The 22,726-nt window shown below is 69.1% G+C and carries 11 protein-coding genes; 2 read left to right on the forward strand and 9 right to left on the reverse strand.

Annotation, left to right across the window (positions count from 1 at the left end):
• Positions 1–238: 238 nt before the first annotated feature.
• Together ACFWV3_RS23705 and ACFWV3_RS23710 are read left to right on the forward strand one after the other, a co-directional pair.
• Positions 239–7,783 (forward strand): SdrD B-like domain-containing protein, encoded by a 7,545-nt coding sequence (locus tag ACFWV3_RS23705; RefSeq protein WP_382413746.1) that lies wholly within the window; start codon positions 239–241, stop codon positions 7,781–7,783.
• Positions 7,784–8,027: 244 nt separating this feature from the next.
• Positions 8,028–8,624, forward strand: a complete 597-nt coding sequence (locus ACFWV3_RS23710; RefSeq protein ID WP_382413747.1) for a hypothetical protein — start codon at positions 8,028–8,030, stop codon at positions 8,622–8,624.
• A 61-nt stretch (positions 8,625–8,685) separates the two neighbouring features.
• On the opposite strand, the gene ACFWV3_RS23715 is transcribed toward ACFWV3_RS23710, so the two are convergent.
• From ACFWV3_RS23715 to ACFWV3_RS23755, 9 genes are all read right to left on the reverse strand, one after another.
• Complete coding sequence (locus ACFWV3_RS23715; RefSeq protein ID WP_382413748.1) at positions 8,686–9,861, reverse strand: lytic transglycosylase domain-containing protein; 1,176 nt, start codon at positions 9,859–9,861, stop codon at positions 8,686–8,688.
• Positions 9,862–10,151: 290 nt separating this feature from the next.
• The gene (locus ACFWV3_RS23720; protein WP_382413749.1) at positions 10,152–12,407 is read right to left on the reverse strand and encodes a hypothetical protein; all 2,256 of its coding nucleotides are present in this window, start codon (positions 12,405–12,407) and stop codon (positions 10,152–10,154) included.
• Positions 12,408–12,582: 175 nt separating this feature from the next.
• The gene (locus tag ACFWV3_RS23725; RefSeq protein ID WP_382413750.1) at positions 12,583–13,623 is read right to left on the reverse strand and encodes a LacI family DNA-binding transcriptional regulator; all 1,041 of its coding nucleotides are present in this window, start codon (positions 13,621–13,623) and stop codon (positions 12,583–12,585) included.
• A gap of 79 nt (positions 13,624–13,702) precedes the next feature.
• Complete coding sequence (locus tag ACFWV3_RS23730) at positions 13,703–15,214, reverse strand: sensor histidine kinase (protein ID WP_382413751.1); 1,512 nt, start codon at positions 15,212–15,214, stop codon at positions 13,703–13,705.
• Positions 15,211–15,882, reverse strand: coding sequence for a response regulator transcription factor (locus ACFWV3_RS23735; RefSeq protein WP_382413753.1), 672 nt, complete (start codon positions 15,880–15,882; stop codon positions 15,211–15,213). The genes ACFWV3_RS23730 and ACFWV3_RS23735 overlap by 4 nt, the downstream gene beginning before the upstream one ends.
• Positions 15,883–16,716: 834 nt before the next feature.
• Entirely contained in the window at positions 16,717–17,625 is a 909-nt protein-coding gene (locus ACFWV3_RS23740; protein WP_382413754.1) for a pentapeptide repeat-containing protein, read from the reverse strand.
• Positions 17,626–18,191: 566 nt separating this feature from the next.
• The gene (locus ACFWV3_RS23745; RefSeq protein WP_382413756.1) at positions 18,192–19,139 is read right to left on the reverse strand and encodes a hypothetical protein; all 948 of its coding nucleotides are present in this window, start codon (positions 19,137–19,139) and stop codon (positions 18,192–18,194) included.
• An 85-nt stretch (positions 19,140–19,224) separates the two neighbouring features.
• Entirely contained in the window at positions 19,225–21,159 is a 1,935-nt protein-coding gene (locus tag ACFWV3_RS23750) for an SAVED domain-containing protein (protein ID WP_382413757.1), read from the reverse strand.
• Positions 21,156–22,724 carry a HesA/MoeB/ThiF family protein gene (locus ACFWV3_RS23755; protein WP_382413759.1) on the reverse strand — a complete coding sequence of 523 codons (1,569 nt, stop codon included), beginning with the start codon at positions 22,722–22,724 and terminating at the stop codon, positions 21,156–21,158. The genes ACFWV3_RS23750 and ACFWV3_RS23755 overlap by 4 nt, the downstream gene beginning before the upstream one ends.
• Positions 22,725–22,726: the final 2 nt, after the last annotated feature.

Here is a 22,726-nt window from a genome sequence, read left to right on the forward strand (position 1 = left end):
ACGCCCCGTTCCCGTGCGCCTCCGCCGTTCCCGGCTCGGCTCCGGAGCTGTGCAAACAAACGTGAAAGAATTAATAGAAATGTTCTTCGCATCGATGTGGGGCGGAGTCGAAATGCACCCCTTCGGGTAATGGTTTCGACAACGCGACGATCTCGCCGGATCGCTAATGTCCATTGTTGCCCGTTGTGCGGGGCTTCCTCGCAGGGTTCAAAGAACGTGCCCTCCAGAAAGGATGACGATGGCTCGCAAGCCTTTCCGGGCTGGAGTCTCGATGGTGGTGACGTCGGCCCTGGTGTTCGCCGGGGCGGCGGTGGTCCCTCTGGCCGCCCCCGTCACCGCGTCCGCCGCGGAACCGGAGTACGTGTTCAACAACGCTTGGACACTGGTGAATCCTGGTTCCTCGGGCACCGCCGCGACCAACGAGAGCTTCCGCGCCACGGCCACGAAGAAGGCCACGACCGTGATCCCGTTGAGCACGGGGGCGGTGAACGTCACGGCCGACTACACCCCGGGCTCCGGTCAGGTGGCGGGGACGAACTACATCGCCAACGCCACCAACCACGGCACGAAGAACCCGTCCCCGGCCATGTTCATCGGCTCGCCGGCCAACGCGTCGACCCTGCCCGGCCTCGGCTTGGTGAGCAACGCGTCGAACTGCAACGGCGCCCCCGGCACGGCGGGACACCAGAACTTCGACGGGCTGTGCGGATCGACCGGTCAGTTCACCCTGACTTTCTCGAAGCCCGTCACCGACGTGGTGATGGACGTCAGCGGCCTCGGTGGCTTCGTCGAGGAATACGAGAAGATCAACACCACCGAGTGGGCACGCGGGTCGTTCGTCAACACGCGCCTGCAGCTGCTCACCAACGGTGTCACCCTCGTCGACCCGTCACCGGGCCGCACGAACTTCGCGGTCCAGCCGAAGCTCCTCTCGGTGGCGAGCTCCAACGCGTACGCGCTGTGCAACGAGAAGCCCGTCCGCTACGCCGGCACGAACCGGCAGACGCCTTCGGTCGACACGGCCGGGTGCGGCTCGGTGGTGCTGAAGGGCACGTTCACCAGCGTCACCTTCCGCACGGACACCGACGTGAGCCCGCTGTCGAGCTTCCCCGCCAACGTCTACGGGACCGGCTCGCTCTACCGCCAGAACCGCAACGACGGCTACGCGGACGGCATCAACGGCCTCAACTCGTTCAACACCGAGACGGTGCTCACGCCGAACGCGCGCGACGATGCCGAGGGATCGGACCACTACATCCTGTCGCTGCGGCTGCCCGAGCGGAACCAGCTCGGCGACTACGTCTGGTTCGACACCAACGGCAACGGCCAGCAGAACCCGAACGAGCCCGCCGTGCCGGGCGTGAAGGTCGAGCTGCTCGACGGCAACGGCAACCCGGTCGACGGCGACGGTGACGGCGCCGTGGACGCCACGACGACCGACGCGCAGGGCAAGTACCTGTTCACCGGCCTGGTCGACGGGACGTACCGGGTGCGGTTCACCGCGCCGAACGGCCGCTCGTTCACCACCCCGCTGACGGGCAACACCGCGACCGACTCCAACGCGCAGGCGGACGGGGTGACCGGGCCGGTCACGCTCGGCCCCGGCAAGCGCACGGACCTCACGATCGACGCGGGCCTCGTGCCGAAGCCGACGAACACCATCGGTGACTTCGTCTGGTCCGACACCAACGGCAACGGCGTCCAGGACCCCGGCGAGCCGGGCCTGCCGGGCGTGACGGTCAAGCTGAGCAACGGCGCGACCACGACGACCGACGCGGACGGCAAGTACCTGTTCGGCGGACTCGACGACGGCACGTACTCGGTCTGCTTCACGCTGCCCGCCGGGTACGCGTTCAGCCCGAAGGACGCGGGCGGCGACGACGCGAAGGACTCCGACGCGGACGGCGCGTCCGGCTGCACCGCGACCACGACCGTGGGCCCCGGCAAGCGCCAGGACCTGACGCTCGACGCCGGCATGGTGCCGCCCAGCAACAGGATCGGCGACTACGTCTGGGCCGACACCAACCGCAACGGTGTCCAGGACGCCGGTGAGCCGGCCATCGCGGGCGTGACGGTGAACCTGAGCAACGGGGCGACCACCACGACGGACGCGAACGGCAAGTACCTGTTCGACAAGCTGCCGGACGGCACGTACACGGTGTGCTTCGACGTGGCGAACCTGCCCGCGCAGTACCAGGGTTACCTGCCCACCCGGCAGACCGCCGGTGGCGACCCCGCGAAGGACTCGAACATCGGCCAGGACGGCTGTTCGGCTCCCACCACGCTGGGGCCGGCCAAGCGCGAGGACCTGACGATCGACGCGGGTCTGCGGCCGCCGAACAGGCTCGGCGACTTCGTGTGGGCCGACTCGAACAAGAACGGCCTGCAGGACGCGGGCGAGCCCGGTGTGCCCGGCGTGACCGTCAAGCTGAGCAACGGTGCGACGACCACGACGGACGCGAACGGCAAGTACGAGTTCAACGGTCTGCCCGACGGCACCTACACGGTCTGCTTCGACCTGACCTCGCTGTCCGGTCAGTACGCGGACTTCGTGGCCACCGGTGCCGACCAGGGTGACGACACCAAGGACTCCGACGCGGACCCGGCCACGGGCTGCGCGCCGCCGACGACGCTGAACGTCGACAAGCCGGAGGACCTGACGATCGACCTGGGCATCGCCGCACCGGCGAACCGGATCGGTGACTTCGTCTGGATCGACACGAACAAGAACGGCCTGCAGGACGCGGGCGAGCCCGGGGTGCCCGGCGTGACCGTCAAGCTGAGCAACGGCGCGACGACCACGACGGACGCGAACGGCAAGTACCTCTTCGAGGGCATGCCCGACGGCACGTACACGGTCTGCTTCGACCTCTCCACGCTGCCCTCGGACTACCGCACCACCAAGGCGAACGCCGGGGACGACGCGAAGGACTCCGACGCGGACTCGTTCACGGGCTGCACGTTCCCGGTCGCGGTCGGGCCGGGCAAGCGCCAGGACCTCGACGTGGACATGGGTCTCGCGGCGCCGCCGAACAGGCTCGGCGACTTCGTCTGGGCCGACACCAACCGCAACGGTGTCCAGGACGCCGGTGAGCCGGCCATCGCGGGCGTGACGGTGAAGCTGAACACCGGCGCGACCACGACGACCGACGCGAACGGCAAGTACCTGTTCGACGACCTGCCGGACGGCACCTACACGGTGTGCTTCGACGTGGCGGCGCTGCCAGGGCAGTACCAGGGCTGGCTGCCGACCCGTCAGGCCGCGGCCGGTGACGTCACGAAGGACTCGGACATCGGCGCGGACGGCTGCTCGGCCGCCACGACGCTGGGTCCGAACAGCCGGGAGGACCTGACGATCGACGCCGGTTTCCGGCCGCCGAACAGGCTCGGCGACTTCGTGTGGGTCGACTCGAACAAGAACGGTTTGCAGGACTCCGGTGAACCCGGCGTTCCCGGTGTGACCGTGAAGCTGAGCAACGGTGCGACCACGACGACGGACGCGAACGGCAAGTACGAGTTCACCGGTCTGCCGGACGGCACCTACACGGTGTGCTTCGACGTGGCGGACCTGCCGGGTCAGTACGCCGACTTCCAGGCCGTGGGCGCCAACGCGGGCAACGACGACGCGAAGGACTCGGACGCGGACCCGGCCACGGGCTGCGCGCCGCCGACGACGCTGAACGTCGACCGGCCGGAGGACCTGACGATCGACCTGGGCATCGCGCCCCCGGTCAACCGCATCGGCGACTTCGTCTGGATCGACCTGGACAAGAACGGTCTGCAGGACGCCGGTGAGCCCGGGGTGCCCGGCGTGACGGTGAAGCTGAGCGACGGCAGGACGACCACGACCGACGACAACGGCAAGTACCTGTTCGAGGGCATGCCCGACGGCAGGTACACGGTCTGCTTCGACCTGGCGACGCTGCCGTCGGACTTCGTGGCCACCAAGGCGAACGCCGGTGACGACGCGAAGGACTCGGACGCGGACACCACCACCGGGTGTGCGCCGGAGACCGGGGTCGGGCCGGGCGCGCGGGAGGACCTGACGATCGACCTGGGTCTCGCCGCGCCGCCGAACACGCTCGGCGACTTCGTCTGGGCCGACACCAACCGCAACGGCGTCCAGGACGCCGGTGAGCCGGGCATCCCCGGCGTGACGGTGAAGGTCGGCGACCGCACCACCACGACGGACGCGAACGGCAAGTACGAGTTCACGGACCTGCCGGACGGCACCTACACGGTGTGCTTCGACGTGGCGAGCCTGCCGCAGCAGTACCAGGGCCACCTGCTCACCAGGCAGGGCGCCGGGGACTCCGCGACCGACTCGAACGCCGGTGCGGACGGGTGTTCGGCTCCCACGTCGCTGGGGCCGAACAGGAGGACGGACCTGACGATCGACGCCGGGTTCCGACCGCCGAACAGGCTCGGCGACTTCGTGTGGGCCGACTCGAACAAGAACGGTCTGCAGGACGCCGGTGAGCCGGGTGTCGCGGGCGTGACGGTGAAGCTGGACACCGGTGCGACCACGACGACCGACGCGAACGGCAAGTACGAGTTCAACGGTCTGCCGGACGGCACGTACACGGTGTGCTTCGACCTGACCTCGCTGTCCGGTCAGTACGCCGACTTCATCGCCGTCGCCCCGAACCGGGGTGACGACGCGAAGGACTCGGACGCCGACCCGGCGACCGGGTGCGCGGAGTCGACGACGCTCGGCATCGACAGGCCGGAGGACCTGACGATCGACCTCGGCATCGAGCCGCCGGTCAACCGCATCGGTGACTACGTCTGGGCCGACAGCAACAAGAACGGCCTGCAGGACGCGGGCGAGGCCGGCGTCCCGGGTGTCGCGGTCAAGCTGAGCAACGGCGCGACCACGACGACCGACGAGAACGGCAAGTACCTCTTCGAGGGCATGCCCGACGGCACGTACACGGTCTGCTTCGACGTGGCGAACCTCCCCGCTTCCTACGGGGACTACACGCTCACCACGGCGAACGCGGGCGACGAGGCGAAGGACTCCGACGCGGACCCGGTCACGGGCTGCACGGCGGAGGTCGCGGTCGGCCTCGGCAAGCGGGAGGACCTCGACGTCGACGCCGGTCTGGTCGCGCCGCCGAACACGCTCGGCGACTTCGTCTGGGCCGACACCAACCGCAACGGTGTGCAGGATCCGGGCGAGCCCGGCATCCCCGGTGTCATCGTGAAGGTCGGCGACCGCACCACCACGACGGACGCGAACGGCAAGTACGAGTTCACGGACCTGCCGGACGGCACCTACACGGTGTGCTTCGACGTGGTGAACCTCCCGGCGGGCTACGAGGACCACCTGGTCACCAGGCAGGGCGTCGGAGACCCCGCGAAGGACTCCGACGCCGGCGAGGACGGCTGCTCGGCTCCCACGTCGCTGGGACCGAACAAGCGGACGGACTCGACGATCGACCTGGGTCTGCGGCCGCCGAACAGGATCGGCGACTTCGTCTGGGCCGACACCAACGGCAACGGTGTCCAGGACGCGGGTGAGCCCGGCGTCGCCGGCGTGACGGTCGAGCTCAGCACGGGCGCGACCACCACGACGGACGCCAACGGCAAGTACGAGTTCACCGGCCTGCCGGACGGCACGTACACGGTGTGCTTCGACGTCGAGAACCTGCCCGCGCTGTACGCGGACTACCAGGTGACCGGCCAGAACAAGGGCGGCGACGACGCCAAGGACTCCGACGCCGACGTCGCCACCGGGTGCGCGCAGCCGGTGACGGTGAACATCGACAAGCCGGAGGACCTCAGCGTCGACCTCGGCATCAAGGCACCGGTCAACCGGATCGGTGACTACGTCTGGGTCGACACGAACAAGAACGGTCTGCAGGACGCCGGCGAACCCGGTGTGGCAGGCGTGACCGTCAAGCTGAGCGACGGCAAGACCACGACGACGGACGAGAACGGCAAGTACCTGTTCGAGGGCATGCCCGACGGCACGTACACCGTCTGCTTCGACGTCGCGAACCTGCCCAACGGTGTGCGCGACTACACGCTCACGACCGCGGGTGCGGGTGACGGTGCGAAGAACTCCGACGCGGACCCGGCGACGGGCTGCGCGGCGGAGGTCGAGGTGGGTGTCGGCCAGCGGGAGAACCTCGACGTCGACGCCGGTCTCGTGGCGCCGCCGAACAAGCTCGGCGACTTCGTGTGGGCCGACGTGAACGGCAACGGTGTCCAGGACGCGGGCGAGCCGGGTGTTCCGGGCGTGAAGGTGACGCTCAAGGAGACCGGCGCGACCACGACCACGGACGCGAACGGCAAGTACGAGTTCGGTGGCCTGCCCGACGGCACCTACACGGTGTGCTTCGACATCGACGACCTGCCCGCGCAGTACGCGGACTACCAGGCCGTCGCGCCGAACAAGGGCGGTGACGACGCGAAGGACTCCGACGCGGACGTCGAGACCGGGTGCGCGAACCCGGTGGTGCTGAACATCGACAAGCGCACGGACACCTCGGTCGACCTCGGCATCGCGCCGCCGGTCAACCGGATCGGTGACTTCGTCTGGAAGGACCTGAACGGCAACGGTCTGCAGGACGAGGGCGAACCCGGCGTGCCGGGCGTCACGGTCAAGCTGAGCGACGGCAAGACCACGACGACCGACAGGAACGGCAAGTACCTCTTCGAGGGCATGCCGGACGGGACGTACACCGTGTGCTTCGACGTCAAGAACCTGCCGGACTCGGTGAAGGACTACAGCCTCACCAAGACCCAGCAGGGCGACGACAGGGCGAAGGACTCCGACCCGGCCCTCGACTGCGCACCCCCGGTGCAGGTCGGTGTCGGCAAGCGGGAGAACCTCACCGTCGACGCGGGTCTCGTGGCCCCGCCGAACAAGATCGGTGACTACGTCTGGAACGACGTCAACCGCAACGGGATCCAGGACCCCGGTGAGCTCGGTGTGCCGGGCGTGACGGTGAAGCTGGTCGACGGCAAGGGCAACCCGGTGGGTCAGCCGGTCAAGACCGACGCGAACGGGAAGTACTCCTTCGACGGGATCCCGGACGGCACCTACACGGTGTGCTTCGACCTCAACGCCCTGCCGGCGGCGTTCGCCGGATACCTGGCGGCCAAGCCGGGCCAGGGTGCCGACCGCGCGAAGGACTCGGACGCGGACCCCGCGACCGGGTGCAGCGGACCGGTGACCGTCGGCGTGGGCGAGCGGACGAACCTCGACGTGGACCTCGGCATCGTGAAGCCGACGAACCGCCTGGGTGACTTCGTCTGGTCCGACGACAACGGCAACGGGATCCAGGACGCCGGCGAACCCGGCGTGCCCGGCCTGCCGGTGTTCCTCCAGGACGGCAACGGAAAGCCCGTTGCCCAGACCACCACGGACGGATCAGGCAAGTACCTGTTCGACGGCCTGGAGGACGGCGAGTACCAGGTCTGCTTCAACGCGGACCCGAGGACCGGCCTCGTCAACGGCCGCCCGCTCACCAGGCAGGGCGCCGGGGACAACGCGGTCGACTCCGACGCCGACCCGGCGACCGGCTGCACCCGCGTGGTGAAGCTGAACGCCGGCAAGCGGGTGGACCTGACCCTCGACGCCGGCCTGGCGCCGAAGGCCGCACCGCCCGGTCCCGCGCCGCAGAAGCCGAACCCGCAGAAGCCGGCACCGCCGCAGCCGAACCCGCCGCTGGCGTGGACCGGTGCGTCGTTGTGGGGCCCGCTGGCCGGTGGTCTCGCACTGCTGCTGGCCGGTGCGTTCCTGGTGCTGATGACGAGGCGCAGGGAGGAGTGACCGGCTAGGTGACGCCGGAGGGCCGTTCCGCATCCTGCGGGGCGGCCCTCCTGCGTTGTGCGCGGGCGGGCGTCCGGCGAGCGCCGGGAACACCACAGTGGACAGTGCAAAGTGGACTGTCGGATCAGACGGGTGAGGTTGCCGCTCCGTCGGGGGACGGTACTTCCTCCCGGCCAGGACGCCGCCGATCCTGGATCAGCAAGTGGCACCGAAGACATCAGTGTGACAACGAGGAGGATTCGCAGTGCGCACCAGCCGGATCTCGATCATCACCTGTCTCGCGGCACTTCTCAGCCTCGCGGCACCGCCCGCGCAGGCCGCTCCGGAGGCGGTGGCCCTGCCCGCGCTGGGCGCCGTGGTCACGCTGAAGCTCTCGGCCCCCGGTGTCGAGCTCAAGGTCGGCGCGAAGGCGGTGAAGGTCGACCTGAGCGGTGACGTCGTCCTGCGCGTCGTGGCGAGCGACATTGACCCCCTCAAGACCGTCGGACTGCGCGTGCTCGACCTCGACCTCGCCGGGAAGCTTCCCCAGGGCGACGTGACGATCCGGCCGATCGGGCTCGACGTCGCCGCCGCGAGCACGCTGCGCCTCAACCTCGGCCTCCCCCCGACCCTGACGCACACCCTGGTGCTGGGCCTCAAGGTCACCGTCAACTCGCCGGAGGTCGGCCCGAAGCCGGTCGAGCTGTCCACGAAGGACGTCGCCAGGCTCGTCGGCAAGCTGCGGGCGTTCCCGCCGACGGGCGAGCTGCACCAGCTGCAGAACCCGGTCGACCTGGTCGACGGCCTCAAGCCGGGCGTCACGGCGGGCGTGATCACCAAGCTGGGTCTCAAGATCGGCTGACCCCGCGGACGCGAACGGGCCCGGAGCACCTCGAGTGCTCCGGGCCCGTTCCGGTTCCGGCCTAGCGGGGGGTGCGGGCCGCCTCGACCTCGTCCTCGGTGACGACCCCGGCGGCCACCGCCTCCTCGAAGGTCGCCGCACAACGCCGGGCGTGCGCGGGCGTGCCCTCGTGCCCCCGGCTGAGCATCTTGAGGCAGACCTTCAGCAGCGTGGCGGACGCCTCGGTCCACGCCGGCCGCCGTGGCGGCTCGGGCTTCGTCGTGGCCGTCGGCGCCACCGAGGACGTGGCGGAAGCGGTGGCCGACGGCGCGGGCGGAGCTTCCGGCTTCGACGTGGGAGCCGGGGCCGCCGGTGCCGCGACGGCCGCGGGCTTGTCCGGCGCCGCGACGACCGCGGGCTTCGCGGGTGCGGTGGCGGGAGCGGGCGGCCGGGCCGTCTGGTCGACCGCGTGGCTCACCAGTGCCGCCGGGATCACCCGCGTCCCCGTCGCGTAGGCCTCGCTCCACGCGAGCACCGTGTCCACGTAGGACTCGGAGTGGTTGTAGCGGAACACCGCCGCCCGCCGGTCCCCTGGACGGGACAGGTCCATCCCGCCGGAGCACAGGTAGCCGGCCGCGGCCGCGGTGGCGTCGAAGACGTTGTGCGGACTGGCGACACCGTCCCCGTTGCCGTCCGTGCCGTACCGCGCCCACGTGCCGGGGATGAACTGCATGGGCCCCACCGCGCGGTCCCACGTGCCGTCGCCGTCCCAGCGCCCGCCGTCGGTGTCGCGGATGGCCGCCACGCCGGGCCCGCCGGCCAGCACGGGCCCCAGGATCGCCGGGCTGGTGGTCCCGGCCGCGTCGGCGCGCCCGCCACGCGCGTGCCCGGACTCGATGCGCCCGATGGACGCCAGCAGGTGCCAGGGGAGCTTGCACCGCGGCGTCGTCCGCGCGGCGAGGTCGGCGGCCGCGCGGTAGGCGTCGAGCACGTTGCCGGGAATCCCCTGCGCGCCCACGGGTCCGGGTGCCGTCCTCGGCTGCGCGGGGTTGGTGAGCGCGACCGGCGACACCGCGGCGGCGGGCTGGACCGCGGTCCCCCCGGCGCGGTCGGCCCGGCTCTCCGCGCCCTGCGCCACCCACGGCACCTCGCGCGGCACCTCGCCGGGGGACGACGAGCCGACCGGCCCGGGAGGGGGTTGCCACAACGTGCTCGCGCCGGCGGCGGTCAGCACAGTCAGGGCGAGAGCGAGCCGCACCGTTCTCGGCGAATGCTCCCGTGAATGGAATTTGCGAAACACATTCACTCCTGTCGTGGGGCAGAACGAGCGATCGTTCCCGCTCATTCACTTACCAGGCAGGAGAGAGGTTCTGCAGCGGGAAAGCGCCTGATTCCCTCAGTGGGGTGGTTCCGCGGATTGAATGCGTAAAAGCGCGCGCAGTGGGGATCGGGTCGTTTTGTCGCCGCGCGTCGAAATGAATTCTTCTCACAGCGACGGCCGGCTCCGGCGGCCCGCCCGCGGGAGCCGGCCGCCGGAGCGTTCGCGAGCTACGCGAGGCACTTCCAGCTGTACGGGTCGGCGACCGCGACGGTCCGGGAGAAGACCGCCTGCTCGTGCGGGTTCTGCCGCTGGCAGGCGTCGTCGAGGTCCATGGCCACCCGTGCGCCGGCTCCGGTGACGCACCGCCAGTCGTAGGCGGTCGTGCCCGCGAGGACGGCTCCGCCCGCCGCGCCGATCGACGTGCAGTAGCCCTGCAGGTCGAGGCCGCCCTTCTCGGCGAACACCGGCGGCCGGGCCAGGGTCACCGTGACCGAGGTGGTGCCGGGAGACAGCGCGACGACCCCCTTGGCGTTGTCGACGGTGCCCGCGCTCGCGCCGGCGATGTTGCCGAGGAATGCCGGCACCTCGAACCGCACACCACCGGCGGGAGTGGCGCCGGACAGGGTCAGGGTGACGGTCGCGCCGGACGCGGTGATCGTCACGCCTGTCCGCCGGTTGCCCGCGATCGGGTAGTTCCCGACGCTGGTGGTGGCGCCGTCGCGCAGCCACTGGTTCGGCAGGCCGCGGCCGACGACCACCGTGCCGTCGAGCTTCTCGGCGACCAGCGAGTCCAGCAGCACCTTGGAGGCGTTGGCCTGGCCCCACATGTGCGGGCTGGACCCGCTGCCCGCGGTGCTGTGGGTGCCTGGCGACCAGGTGCTCGTCCCGACCGTCTGGATGCCCTCCCACCACGAGAAGGGGGCGCTCTGGGCGTTCTGCACCAGGTACTGGTAGCCGTAGATCCCCTCGGAGCGGTACCGGGACGACGCCAGCCCGGCCGAGCCGTAGCCGGCGTTGTAGGCGCTGCTCACGCCGGGGTAGCCGCCGAAGGTGTGCTTCGGCAGGCCGGACAGGCGGCTGAAGCCGTTGTCGTAGGTGGCGTCGATCAGGTCGATCATCGGCCCGGCCGGGTCGCTGCCCCAGAGCTGGCCGTCCCACGCCCAGCGCCCGAAGAGGAACATCGAGGCCCAGTTGCCGTTGTTGGTCTGGCCGCAGACGTTCGCACTGCTGTTGGGAACGTCCATGGCGCACGGCAGGTACGACAGGCCGTTGGCCGAGATAGTGGTGTTCAGCCGCGCGTTGACCGCGCGCAGCAGCGTGTCGTAGACCCGGCCCGCCCAGGACGCCTCCGCCGTCTCGCCGAGCGTGGTGGCGATGTACCGGTAGGTCAGCAGGCCGAGGAGCGCCGACTGGTTGTCGACGGTCCAGTACCCGGTGTGGTCCACCGCCACGGTGGCCTTCATGATGCCGCCGGGCCCGGTCGCGTCGGACTCGATCCGGTGCGCGGTCTGCCTGATCGTCGCGAAGTTGTCCCGGACGAACGCGGCGTCACCGGTCTTGCGCAGGTAGACCGCCCACGGCCAGTTGTACTTCCAGGTGCCGTCCGGGTACATCCTGGTGATGTCGTTCGGGTCGTCCTGGGAGATCAGCGTCGGCAGGTAGTCCTTCGCCCTGGCGAGGTCGCCCGCCTCGAGCAGCTGCACCAGCATGCCGACGAGGTCGTGGTTGAAGATGGCGTCGTAGCCGTTCTCGCCCACGTTGAGGCGGTTGCCGTCCTTGACGAGGTTCGTGGTGATGTAGCCGGCGCGGTAGGCGTTGTTCAGTTGCGGGTCGGGCACCCGGATCTGCGCGATCTGGGCGAGCTTGCCGTCCCAGTAGGACGTCATGTGCGCGTAGTGGGTGTCGTAGCCGCCCGCGGCGACGAGCTCGCTCGCCGACGGCCAGGCGTAGCTCTGCCCGAACCTGTCGGCCGCGATCACGTAGTCGAAGTCCGTGGTCTGACCGGGTTGCACGGTGGTCGACGGACGGGTGAGCGCCAGCGTTCCGCCGGACGGCGCGGGATCCAGGACGTGGGTGACGGTGTCGTGGTTGACCACGCGGACGCGCGAGTAGATCGCGACGAAATCCCGCCCGCCGATCGTCACCTTGTCGCCGAAGTTGGTGATCGAGACGGTGCTGTTGTCCCGTTCGAACTGCGTCGTCAGGGCGGGGAGGTATCCGCCGGCGTTGAACCAGTGGACCCGGCCGGGGTTGTTGTGGATCCCGAACCGGACCGTGGTGTTCGGGCCGGAGTGGACGTCGAAGCTGCCGTCCTTGTGGGTCAGGACGCCGTAGTAGTCGCCCTCCCAGCCGATCGACGCGCTGTCGTGCTGGGTGACGGCGGCTCTCGCGTCCGGTTCCCACGTGGGGAGACCGACGGCCAGGGCGAGGGTCGCGGTGACGGTCGCGGCGAGCCAGCGCCGCCTTCGGCTGTGCGTCTTCATGTGGGCCTTCCCTCCGACCGCGCCCCAGCATGGACTTCCAGCGCCGAATATGATCGTTAAAATTGGCGTGGACCGAACCCAACCACAGCCGTTCTCGCGATGTCAACGCTGTGTGAACTGCCGTGTGCGGACGGGAGCGGGACCCGGCGTCACACGACGGTGGATCGATCCAACGTCAGGCCCGGCGCCGTGAGGAACCGCGGACGACCAGCTCCGGCGGCAGCAGCGAGGCCACCGGGACGGCCGCTCCTTCCTGGGAGCACAGGGCTTCGACGATGCGGCGGCCGACCTCGGGGAGCGGCTGGCGGACGCTGGAGAGGTCGAGGACCTCGGCGGACGGCGTGTCGTCGTACCCGACCAGTGCCACGTCGGCGCCGGGGGTCAGCCCGAGGTCGCGGACGGCCTGCAGCGCACCCGCGGCCAGGGTGTCGGACGCCGCGACCAGGGCGGTCGGCGCCTCGGCCCGGTCGAACAGGCCGCGCGCCATCCGCGCGCCGCTGGTCCAGGTGTCCTCACCGCGCACGTCGAGGCGGTGGCTGCCCGCGAGGAGCCCGTGCCGGTCCATCGCCGCGACCCAGCCGCTCGCCCGGTCGTCCCCGACCCGGTGGCCGTCCGGGAACCCGAGGAAGCCGATGCGGCGGTGCCCGGCGTCGGCGAGGTGCCCCACGACGGCCGCGACCCCCGCCTCGTTGTCGACGTCCACCCACCCGCTCGCGTCGGCGGCGTCGGAGAACCGGCCGAAGCACACGAACGGCACCCCGGCCTCCCGCAGGACCGGCAGCCGCGGGTCGTCGGGAACCACGTTGTAGAGCACCACTCCCTCGACCGACCCCGTGCGCACCAGCCGGACGCAGGTCGCGGCCTCGCTCTCCGCGTCGTCCACCGCGAACAGCATCAGGTGCCGCCCCGCAGCCTGCCCCGCCTCGGCCAGCGCGTGCAGGAACCGGTCGTGCAGATGGGCGAGCGAGTGCGACGAGACGGGCTCGATGCGGCACGCGATCATCCCGGCCGAGCTGGACCGCAGCGCCCGCGCTACCCGGTTCGGCTGGAACCCGAGCTCCGCGACGGCCCGCTGCACCCGGTCCCGCGTCTCCGGCCGCACCTTGGCGGGGTGGTTCATCACGTTGGACACGGTCTGCTTGGACACCCCGGCGGCCGCGGCGACGTCGGCGATCGTCACCGGACCCGGCCGCGGCCTGGCTGGCGCTTTCGCCACTGCGAACACTCCCGACGCCGACCGGCGCGCCTGGGTGGACCGGGCACGCCAGGTTGATCGATAAAATCCAGCTGACCGGTCACAGCGTACTAGCTGCCGCGGATTTTTCCGTCCAAGGCAGCGCTACGTCCACAGTGGACCAGCTTTGCGGACGGGTCTGCGCGGATCCGATCGCGGTGGCGAGCACCGGCGGGTGCTCGCCGAAGATCAGTTCCCAGTCCAGCGCGGGCGCGGGAGCCGGTCGCGGTTCGGGGATCAGGCCGTGCGTCGGGACGATCGCGCCGTTGAGGAACTGCCACACGTCGTCGCCCACCCGTCGGTGCGCGACGACGGCGGCCCTGCGCGGTTGCGGGATGCCGGTCGGAATCGTTGCCACGAAACGGATCCCGTGGAACCCCTCGGCGTCGGTCGCCTCCAACGTGCCGTGGTGGCGGGTGGCGATCCGGCGGGCGATGGCGAGCCCGAGCCCGGCGCCGCCGGCGGCACGGGTGCGGGCCTCGTCGAGGCGGGTGAACCGGTCGAAGACGCGTTCCCGGTCCGCCTCCGGGATGCCGGGACCGTCGTCGATGACCTCCAGCGTCGCGGCGGCCCCGCCGCGCAGGCGCACGACCACCTCGGTGCCGGCGTGGCGTTCGGCGTTGTCGAGCAGGTTGCCGAGCAACCGCGACAGCTGCGCGCGCCGTCCCGGTACGAGCACGTGCTCGTCGGTCTCCAGCGTCACCATCGCCCGGCGGGAGACCTCCTTCCTGGCGATGGCGGCGAGGTCGACGGTGTCCTGCTTGTCGAGCGCGTCGGCGTCCAGTCTCGCCAGCAGCAACAGGTCCGTGGTGAGCTCCTGCAGCCGTTCGGTGTCCTCCAGCGCCGCCTTCACGACCGTGGGCCAGTCCGCCATCCCGGGGTGCGACAGGGCGATCTCGAGCTCGGCCCGCAACGCCGCCAGTGGGCTGCGCAGCTCGTGCGAGGCGTCCCCGACGAACCGGCGCGTGTCCTCGACGGAGCGGTGCACCCGGTCGAGCGTCTCGTTCAGTGTGGCACCGAGCCGCGCGATCTCGTTGTCGGAGGACGGCACGGGCACGCGCCGGGTGAGGTTGTGCTCGTTGATCTCCGCCACCTCGGCGCGCATGGCCTCCACCGGCCGCAGCACCCGGCTCGCCGCCGCCAGCACCGTGACCGACACCAGCCCCGTGATCGCCGCCAGCACGCCGAAGATCCCCAGCACCTCGTTGTTCAGCTGCTGCTGCGCCCGATCGGCGATCCCGCGCGCCTCGTCGTCAGTCGGCCGAGGCCCTTCGCCGACCACCTGATAGCGCGTGCCCTCGGGCTCGGTGACGGGCCACAGCGACAGCTCGGGCCACACCTCGGTGCTCACGTGCTGGAACCACACCCCCTGCCCCGCCATGCTGACGGGCACCGAACCGGTGAGCCGCCGGCATTCGAGGTTGGAGCAGATGTAGTGCGCCCGCGAGCTCTCCGCGGCCTCGCCCACGATCTGCTGGCGCTGCGAGGTCAGCATCAGCGCCCCGGCGAACCCGATGAGCAGCGCGGTGACCACCGTCGCCAGCACGGTCACCTTGACCTGCAACGACTTCACCGGTCCACCAACCGGTAGCCGACACCCCGCACGGTGGTGATGCTGCGCCGGTCGAACGGAGCGTCGATCTTGCGCCGCAACGCGCTGATGTAGACCTCGACGAGGTTGGGATCGGGATCCTGCGCCGAGTCCCACACCCCGTCGATGATCTCCGACTTGGTGACGACCTCACCCGCGTGCCGCAGCAGGAAGTTCAGCACGGAGAACTCCTTGGCCTTCAGGTCGATGAGCGTGGTCCCGCGCCGGCACTCCCGGCTGACGGGGTCGAGCACGAGATCACCGGCCCGCAACAACACGGGCTGCGCCGTCCGAGACCGCCGCCCGAGCGCCCTGAGCCGCGCCACCAGCACCACGTAGGAGAACGGCTTGGTCAGGTAGTCGTCCGCCCCGGTGTCGAGCCCTTCAGCCTCGTCGAACTCGCCGTCCTTGGCCGTGAGCATGAGAATCGGCGTCCACACACCGGCATCGCGCAGCTCCGCGCACACCCGGTACCCGTTGAGGCCGGGCAGCATGATGTCGAGGACGATCACGTCGTACGGATGCTCCCTCGCCCGCCACAACCCGTCCGTCCCGGTGCGCTCCACGTCGACGGCGAACCCCTCGGCCGTCAGTCCGCGGGTGAGCAGGTCGGCGAGACGGGGATCATCCTCCACCACGAGCACGCGCATAGAAGCAGCGTGCCGCATCGCTGCGATCGCGTCCTGAAATCGGGTTCAGGATCGTTCAGCGTCTTTTCAGGTTCACCCTGACAGGCTCTTCCTCGTGGACAAGGGGGATCCACGTTCGGGGGAGAGGTCGGCGGCGCCGCTTGGGGGAGCGGCGCTGCCACCTTGCGAGCCACCCGCCCCGCTTCCCGGCGGGACGGAACTGCCGGCGCCGGCGACCGAGGCTGGGACATCGGGATCAGGTCCCTGACAACCCCTTTAAGCCCGGTGTTGAGGTGCTGCATCACCTGATCGAGTCGCATGGGCGCCGGCAGCGGGTCTGTTCCTGCCGAAGGAGACTGACTGACCTCGTAGAGTCCGTTTGAGTACGGATTTGCATCCCACAGGCCGCTGTGGGGAACTTCTGGCATGGGTAAAAACCGGAAGGCCCCTCATCTGCGCAGATGAGGGGCCTTCCGACTGAAATGGGCGATACTGGGATCGAACCAGTGACCTCTTCGGTGTGAACGGGTCCTGCCGAGTGTCAGGCCGTTGGCCTGGTCTCGCCACGACCGTCCTGATCTGCGTGAACAGCCGATCCAGTTCTCGCTGATTTATCTGTGTCTCGCCTGGTGTAGCACGTCTCAGCTACCGGATTTACTACCGGCCTAGATTCCGCAGGGCTTCCGACGGTGGGCTGATTGGTTCAAAGCGCGATCCAGGCCGAGCGTAGTACTTGGCCTGGATCGCGCGAGTTAATCTCGATCTTAGGTCGCCTGCGATGTGGCTTCGTCAAGGTTCTGGAGGGGCGGGTAAGTGACCGATTTTGCCCCTCATTGGTGCTGCACTGCAGTCCCGTCAAGGTCCTAGGCACGCTTGCTGTGTCGGGGTACCGGAAGGGAGAGGTTGCTCGCGGACGTTCTCATCAGCCTCCTGCCACCACTGGCCGGTAATGCTGGGGTCGGGCTTGATGTCACGGATGACGGTGGTGTTGTCGTGATGCGCGCCCGTGAAGTTGGCTTTGTAGAGAAAAGCTCCTCGGAAGATCGTCCCGAAGAGTGTAGCTTCTCTGGCCTTGAGGTCGTGCATTCGGGTGTCGCGGAAGCAGGCGCCTGTCAGGACGGCTCTTTCGACGGAACTGCCGTCAAGGAAAGAGCTGGTGAAATTTGTATTGGCAAACTTGCCGTCCTTCATTTCTGCATTTGGCAGGCATGTACTTGACAAGTTGATGATGATATTGCTGTCATGCGCAGGGTCGCGCTCCTTGATGGCCTTCAGTGCAGCCTTTACATCGTCGGGAATCGCCTCGTTCGGGCATGTTACCGGCTTGTATAGGCCTGCTGAAAGCGGTTTGCTGGCCCTGGCTCTGATGAAGTCGGATAGTTGCCCAACGATATCTGGTTGCTCGCTCGGGTAGTCGCGCATCAAGTCTTTCATGGTTTTGACACCGTTGATGCGTACGGCGATATCCGAGTCAGCCAGATTCGCGCCCGCGTCTTGGAAGCGGTCATGACGCTGGATTTTTTGTGTCATCGAGTTCTGCTCTGAGACCAGTTCGGAACTGGCTTCATCAGCCCGCCCGGTGGTATATGTCCCCACAGCGGCGACCAGTGCCGCCGTAACCGTGACCAGAGCTAGGGAGGTAGCGAAACGGCTTGGACGCGTTGTCGTCGGATCCTTTTCCGCAGACTGCTTTGAGTAAGCATCGCCGGTCTTGGCCTCGCGATCAGGTTCTGGCGGTCGGTCGGGGTGAGGAGGCGTAGACATGGACACAACATCTCTGAAGTCCGGTGTTGGCAGTGCCGGTCTGGAGATGCTTCACCCGAAAGTGAAGTTTGTGGATCAAGATCTATGGGATCTATCTAGCCCATGCCGGCGGCGTTGGACACCGCGAAGCAGTCGTTTCGGTCCGCACCTGGCTTTGCGGCTCTGGCCGTGGTGTGCCACCGCGACGGTGGCGATCTGGACCGGACCCGTCGACTGGGAGCGGACCGGTTCGACCGGGCCGTACGGCACGAGGTCGCCCGACGAGTTGGTCTCAAGCCCGTCGCTGCGGATCGCCGGAAGCCTGTTCGCCGCCTTGACCGACCCCCGTCGGCGTAGTCGACAACCGAAACGGTGCGCTGGAACGGGTTCGGTTCCTGCTGGCCGACCGAGAACAGGTCGAGTCGCTACGACTGGTTTCGTGGACGAGCTTGGCCTGACTACGCCAGTCGACCGGAACACGGATCGAATGCCTCGAGGTACTCCGACGGGACCGCCTTGGTGGAGTCCTTCATTAGTATCGGCATGCCGCTTGAACTGTGCGGACGTAATTTCCGGCACGCACAGGGCTATTGTCCCCAGGCGACGCCGTACGACAGGTTGGGAGTCAGCTCCAGGAAGCGGACGTGCACTTCACCCGCCTCGTCGGCGTCGATCGGCTCCCGTGGCGCGGCGTCGTCCTCCACTTCGCCCATGCGCAACCCGTCGACCTTCCAGATCAAGGGCGGTGGCTGTTTCCGTCCGAACCTGACGTGCAGGTCGAACGACCTGCACGGGAAACTGGGCGTGCAGGCGTAGAAGGGCCTCATCTTGCTCACGTCCGAGAACCGGTAACGGATGAAGAACTCGTGCTCCCGCTGGTCGGTCAGGGGTTCGGCCGGTTCCAGGTCGAAGACGACCCTCGTCGACGAGTAGTGCAGCCGTGCGCGCAGCGTTCCCCCGCCGAGCACGACGATCTCCGGATCGTTGACCGCAGAACCGGCTTTCCAGCCGCTGGTCACCGGCACCGAGACTTCGAGGCGCAGCTCGCGCAGTTCTTTCTCCGTCGTGGTGACGCGGCGCATCTCGTAGATCTCGGGTGCCTCGCGGTCCAGCGCGACCCACGTGCGCAACTCCGTGGTCTGCCACGGCGCGACGGGAAGCCGCACGTTCGGCGTGGCGGCACCGGCGGCGTCCGCGACCGCCAGTTCCGCCAGGACGCGCAAGCCCTTGTCGATGTGCCTGACAGCTGTGCGCTTATCGCGCTCGATGTGCTCGGCCACCAAGGCCAGCCGACTGTTGTAGAACTTGGTGCGCTTGTCCTCGGACAGCGCGAGCGCGGTGGACACGGCGAACTCAAGGTCGGTGGGCAGCTGCGCGGCCAGTTCCGCGAGACCCCGGGTCAGGGTCGTCCGGACCTGGGCCGAGTCGGCCGTCACCGGCAGACCGAACACCTCGCGCAACCCAGGCCCCGCCCGCTTCGCCAGGTCCGGGGTGTCCAGGCCTCGGCCCCTGCGCAGCGATTTGAGCTCGTCCACGAGCTTGTCGATGTCGATCTGTCTCTCCTGCCTCGTGCGACTTCAGGCGGGAAAGTCTAGCCGGAGCCCACTCCTGGGCTGGTGCTCACGCGCTGACGACGAAAGCGCGGGTGTACTCGCTTCCGGCGAGGTGCTCGTAGACGTAGGTGGTCGTGACCCGGTTCCAGTGGTGCCCCAGCAGGACCGCGAGCCCCAGGGGCCCGATCAGGAACAGGTGCAGCGGTCCGGTGGACGAGTGCCGCCGGGCGATGTCCCTGACCGCGATGGCGAGACCGTTCGCGGCGCGCGGAGTGGGCACGGACGACGGGCCGGTGCCACGGGACGGTGACACCGTTACGGCGGTCTGGACCTCCAGACCCGAATCGGTGATCCACCGGAGAGCCTGCCCGGCGGCGTCCGTGGCCACGTTGACGATGATCGCCGTGCCGGTGTCTCCGCCCACGGTCGTCTCGTCCACCGTCACGTCGTACTTCTCCGGTTCGTCGCTGCTCGTCCACAGCTGGTCGCCTTGGCGGATCCCGACCTCGTACCCCATCACGCGCCGCAGTTCCGAGCCGATCAGGAAACCCGTGGCCTGCCGCAGGTGCCCGCTCACCAGCACTCGGTTCGCGTCACCCAGCCGAGCGGGAACAGAACGCACCTCCGTCGCCAGATCCTCCCAGGTGTTCGGTGGCTCTGGTGCGACGCGGCTCCAGTCCGTGTCACCGCTCATACGATCCACCCAGTCGACGGCGACCGAGGCCTGGTGCGCGACTGCGTCGTGCTTGATGGTCGAGATCGAGACGGTCGTCCACGGCGATCCACGCTCCAGGCCGAGGTCGGTGATCGCGGCCCTGACGTCGTCGCGGGCGAGCCGCCGCCTGCCGGCGATGACCTGCCGCGAGATCCAGTCGGCGCCGAGGTTCACCGCGATCGCGTCGGAACGCAGCCCGTTGGCCGTCATGAGCAGGCTGACGTCGCTGCGGAGGCGGTCCAGGTCGTAGGCGACGTCGAGGTGGAAGTGCTCCAGGAAGTCCATCAGTTCCGGCTCGCTCACGCCCGCCTCGGCCGCCCAGCCTGCCCGCGCCTTGCCCCGGCCGGACTTCGGGCCGCCCTGGGACGCACGGGGCACAAGCCGTCCGTCACGACCGTCCCGGTCCTGCATCAGCTTGTCGCCGGGGTCGATGGTGCGGTTGGTGACCAGGCGCATCTCGGCCGGCGAGCCGGTCGCGGTCAGATCACGGTAGGCCTGCACGATGTTCCGGAGAACTCCGCTGGCCTGGAGGTAGTCGAAACCCACCGCGGTCCGGTGGTCGACCGCGTACTTGACCTGGTGGTAGGAGTTCGGTGGCTGCGTTCGGTGGACCACGACGTCGTCGCCGTTGCCCACGCCCGGTTCCTCCACCCCGACCGCGACGGCGGGGTTGGCGCTGTTGCCGGTGATCGACTCGTGCAGCATCTCCATGCACCTGCGCCAGGCGTACAACCGCTGGTAGTCGTCGCCAGCGATCCTGGCACCGCTGGCACTGGGCACGTGGTGGGCGGGCAAGGCTTCTCCAGAGGTGTGGCGGGGTGCGGCAGGGGGCAGGCCGCCCGTGGGCTGGATGTCGCACGACCGGGGACGTCCGGCGATGATCCGTCGGGCGTCCAATACGTGGCCGACGCGCGTGGAGCGCACCACGACGAGGGTCGGGTTCAGTTCCTCGTGATGCGGTGACGAGTTGCGCCTGAGGCTGTCGAGATCCGTACTGCTCGGTCCGACGTCTACGGGATGGCTGTGCCAGTCTCCGAGGTACCCCAGCCGGTGATCGGCCTCGCGAGCGCTGAGTACGGCCGGGCGAGTCGCCCCTCCGGGGAGCTCGTAGTGGTGAGGGCCCCGGATCTCACTCGGGATCTCCACCACGGCCGTGACCCACGGGCGGCCTTCGGACAGCACACCGAGGAGAATTCCTCCTGTCTCCCAAGGATGCGAGCGCTTGGCCGCCGCGATCATGGCGTCCCGAGCCGCTTCCGACACCAGGAGACTCGGACGCCGGCTCACGTCTTGCTCGTCTGGTGCAGAGGTCCGCGGAGCACGCCGACGTTGTCGAACGGGGGAAGCAGCGGCTCGTGCACGAAGATGTGCTCGTCGGGCAGGTGGCGTCGTCCGGTGAGGAGGTCCACGACCGAGCGCGCTATCTCCGAGGCGGTGTGCAGGACGGCGATCGGGGATGCGTTGTGAACGGGCGCGGTGCATCCCAGTTCGAGGAAGCCCGCCTGAGGTTCGGCTGGATCTTCTGGTGGCAGGTCGAGGTAGGCCGGGTCCGCCCTGCGCGCGGCGATGAGCGTGTCGCCCTTCGCCTGCCGCTGGACGCGCGCGAGGCGGCCCCCGTGGAAGAGCGCTCCTGTAACCAGGGCGGTGTTCGTCCGTCGGCAGACCTCGGCGAGCGCCGCGGTGAGAGAGAAGCGCCCCGTGCAGTCGACGACGACGTCGGCGCCGGTGATCTGGCCGGCCAACTTGCCTGGTGCATGTGAGAGGTCGCCTTGCCGCTCGACGTTCGTCCACGAGGCGTGTGAACTGATCACTTCCGCCACGACAAGGGTCTTCGGGTAGCCGACCAGGTAGACCGGGCCCACGTGCCGAACGACGTTGGCGGACGTGAGGTCGTCGCTGTCGTGCAGGACGATCTTGCCGACTCCGGCACACGCGAGAGCGACCGCGACGTGCCCACCGACGGAACCCGCGCCGGTCACCAGCACCTTCTTGCTGGCCAGGAGTTCGGCGTCGGGGCCGGCGCGACGCTTGAGCGCGTCGACGTCGTTGGCCGTGGCCGGCAAGGCGAAGGTGCGCAACGAACCGTCTTCGTCGTCGTAACCCACCACTACCGCGTCGTGCGCGCCGTGACGGGGCCAGGCGAGCACTACGAAGTCGTGCCCGCCGCTGGGCACCGCCAAACTTGCCGGAGTCGTTCGCTCCGCCCGACCGCGGTCGAAGTCGTTTCGTTGCCGGCGGCGCAGGGACGAGCGGAACTCGTCGATGTTTCGTGGCGGGGCCTCGACACCGTGGCGCAGGTAGAGCGCACCGCGGAGGCGGGGCTTGTTGTCACCTGACTTCGCGGGTTTGGAGCGGGTGATGAGCAGGTAACTCGAGCCCTGTGTCACCGCGGTGAGATCGGTGAAGTAGCCGTCACTCATGCCGCGGACTAGGTCGCCTAGCGGCAGTTCGGCACGGAGGGACGTGCGCTCGCCGGTGAACAGGAAGTGGGCGTCGAGCGCCCGGTCCTGGTCGCCGAACCCATCCACTGCGCGTGCGGCCCAGTCGTCGAGCCTTGCCCACAGCGCTTCGAGTTCACGTGCGGCGACCTGGGCGGGATCGTCCACGGCCCACAAGCAGATCGTGCCACGGACCGCGTGGTCCGCCCGCAGCCCTTCCACAACGACGTGGGCGTATCTCAGGGGCCAGCCCTCGAGGAACACGATCTTCATGCGGGTGGCCGTGGTGAGGGGTCGAAGGCTCGGGCGAAGCGGGCCGCTCCACTCCTTCAGGGAGCCGTGCAGCGGCGAGAAGCCCGCGTTGACCAGTCCGGCACGGAAGCGGTCGAACGCGGCCTCGTCGTACGTGTCCACTG

It is taken from the genome of Lentzea sp. NPDC059081, assembly GCF_042738015.1.
Classification (GTDB): Bacteria; Actinomycetota; Actinomycetes; order Mycobacteriales; family Pseudonocardiaceae; genus Lentzea.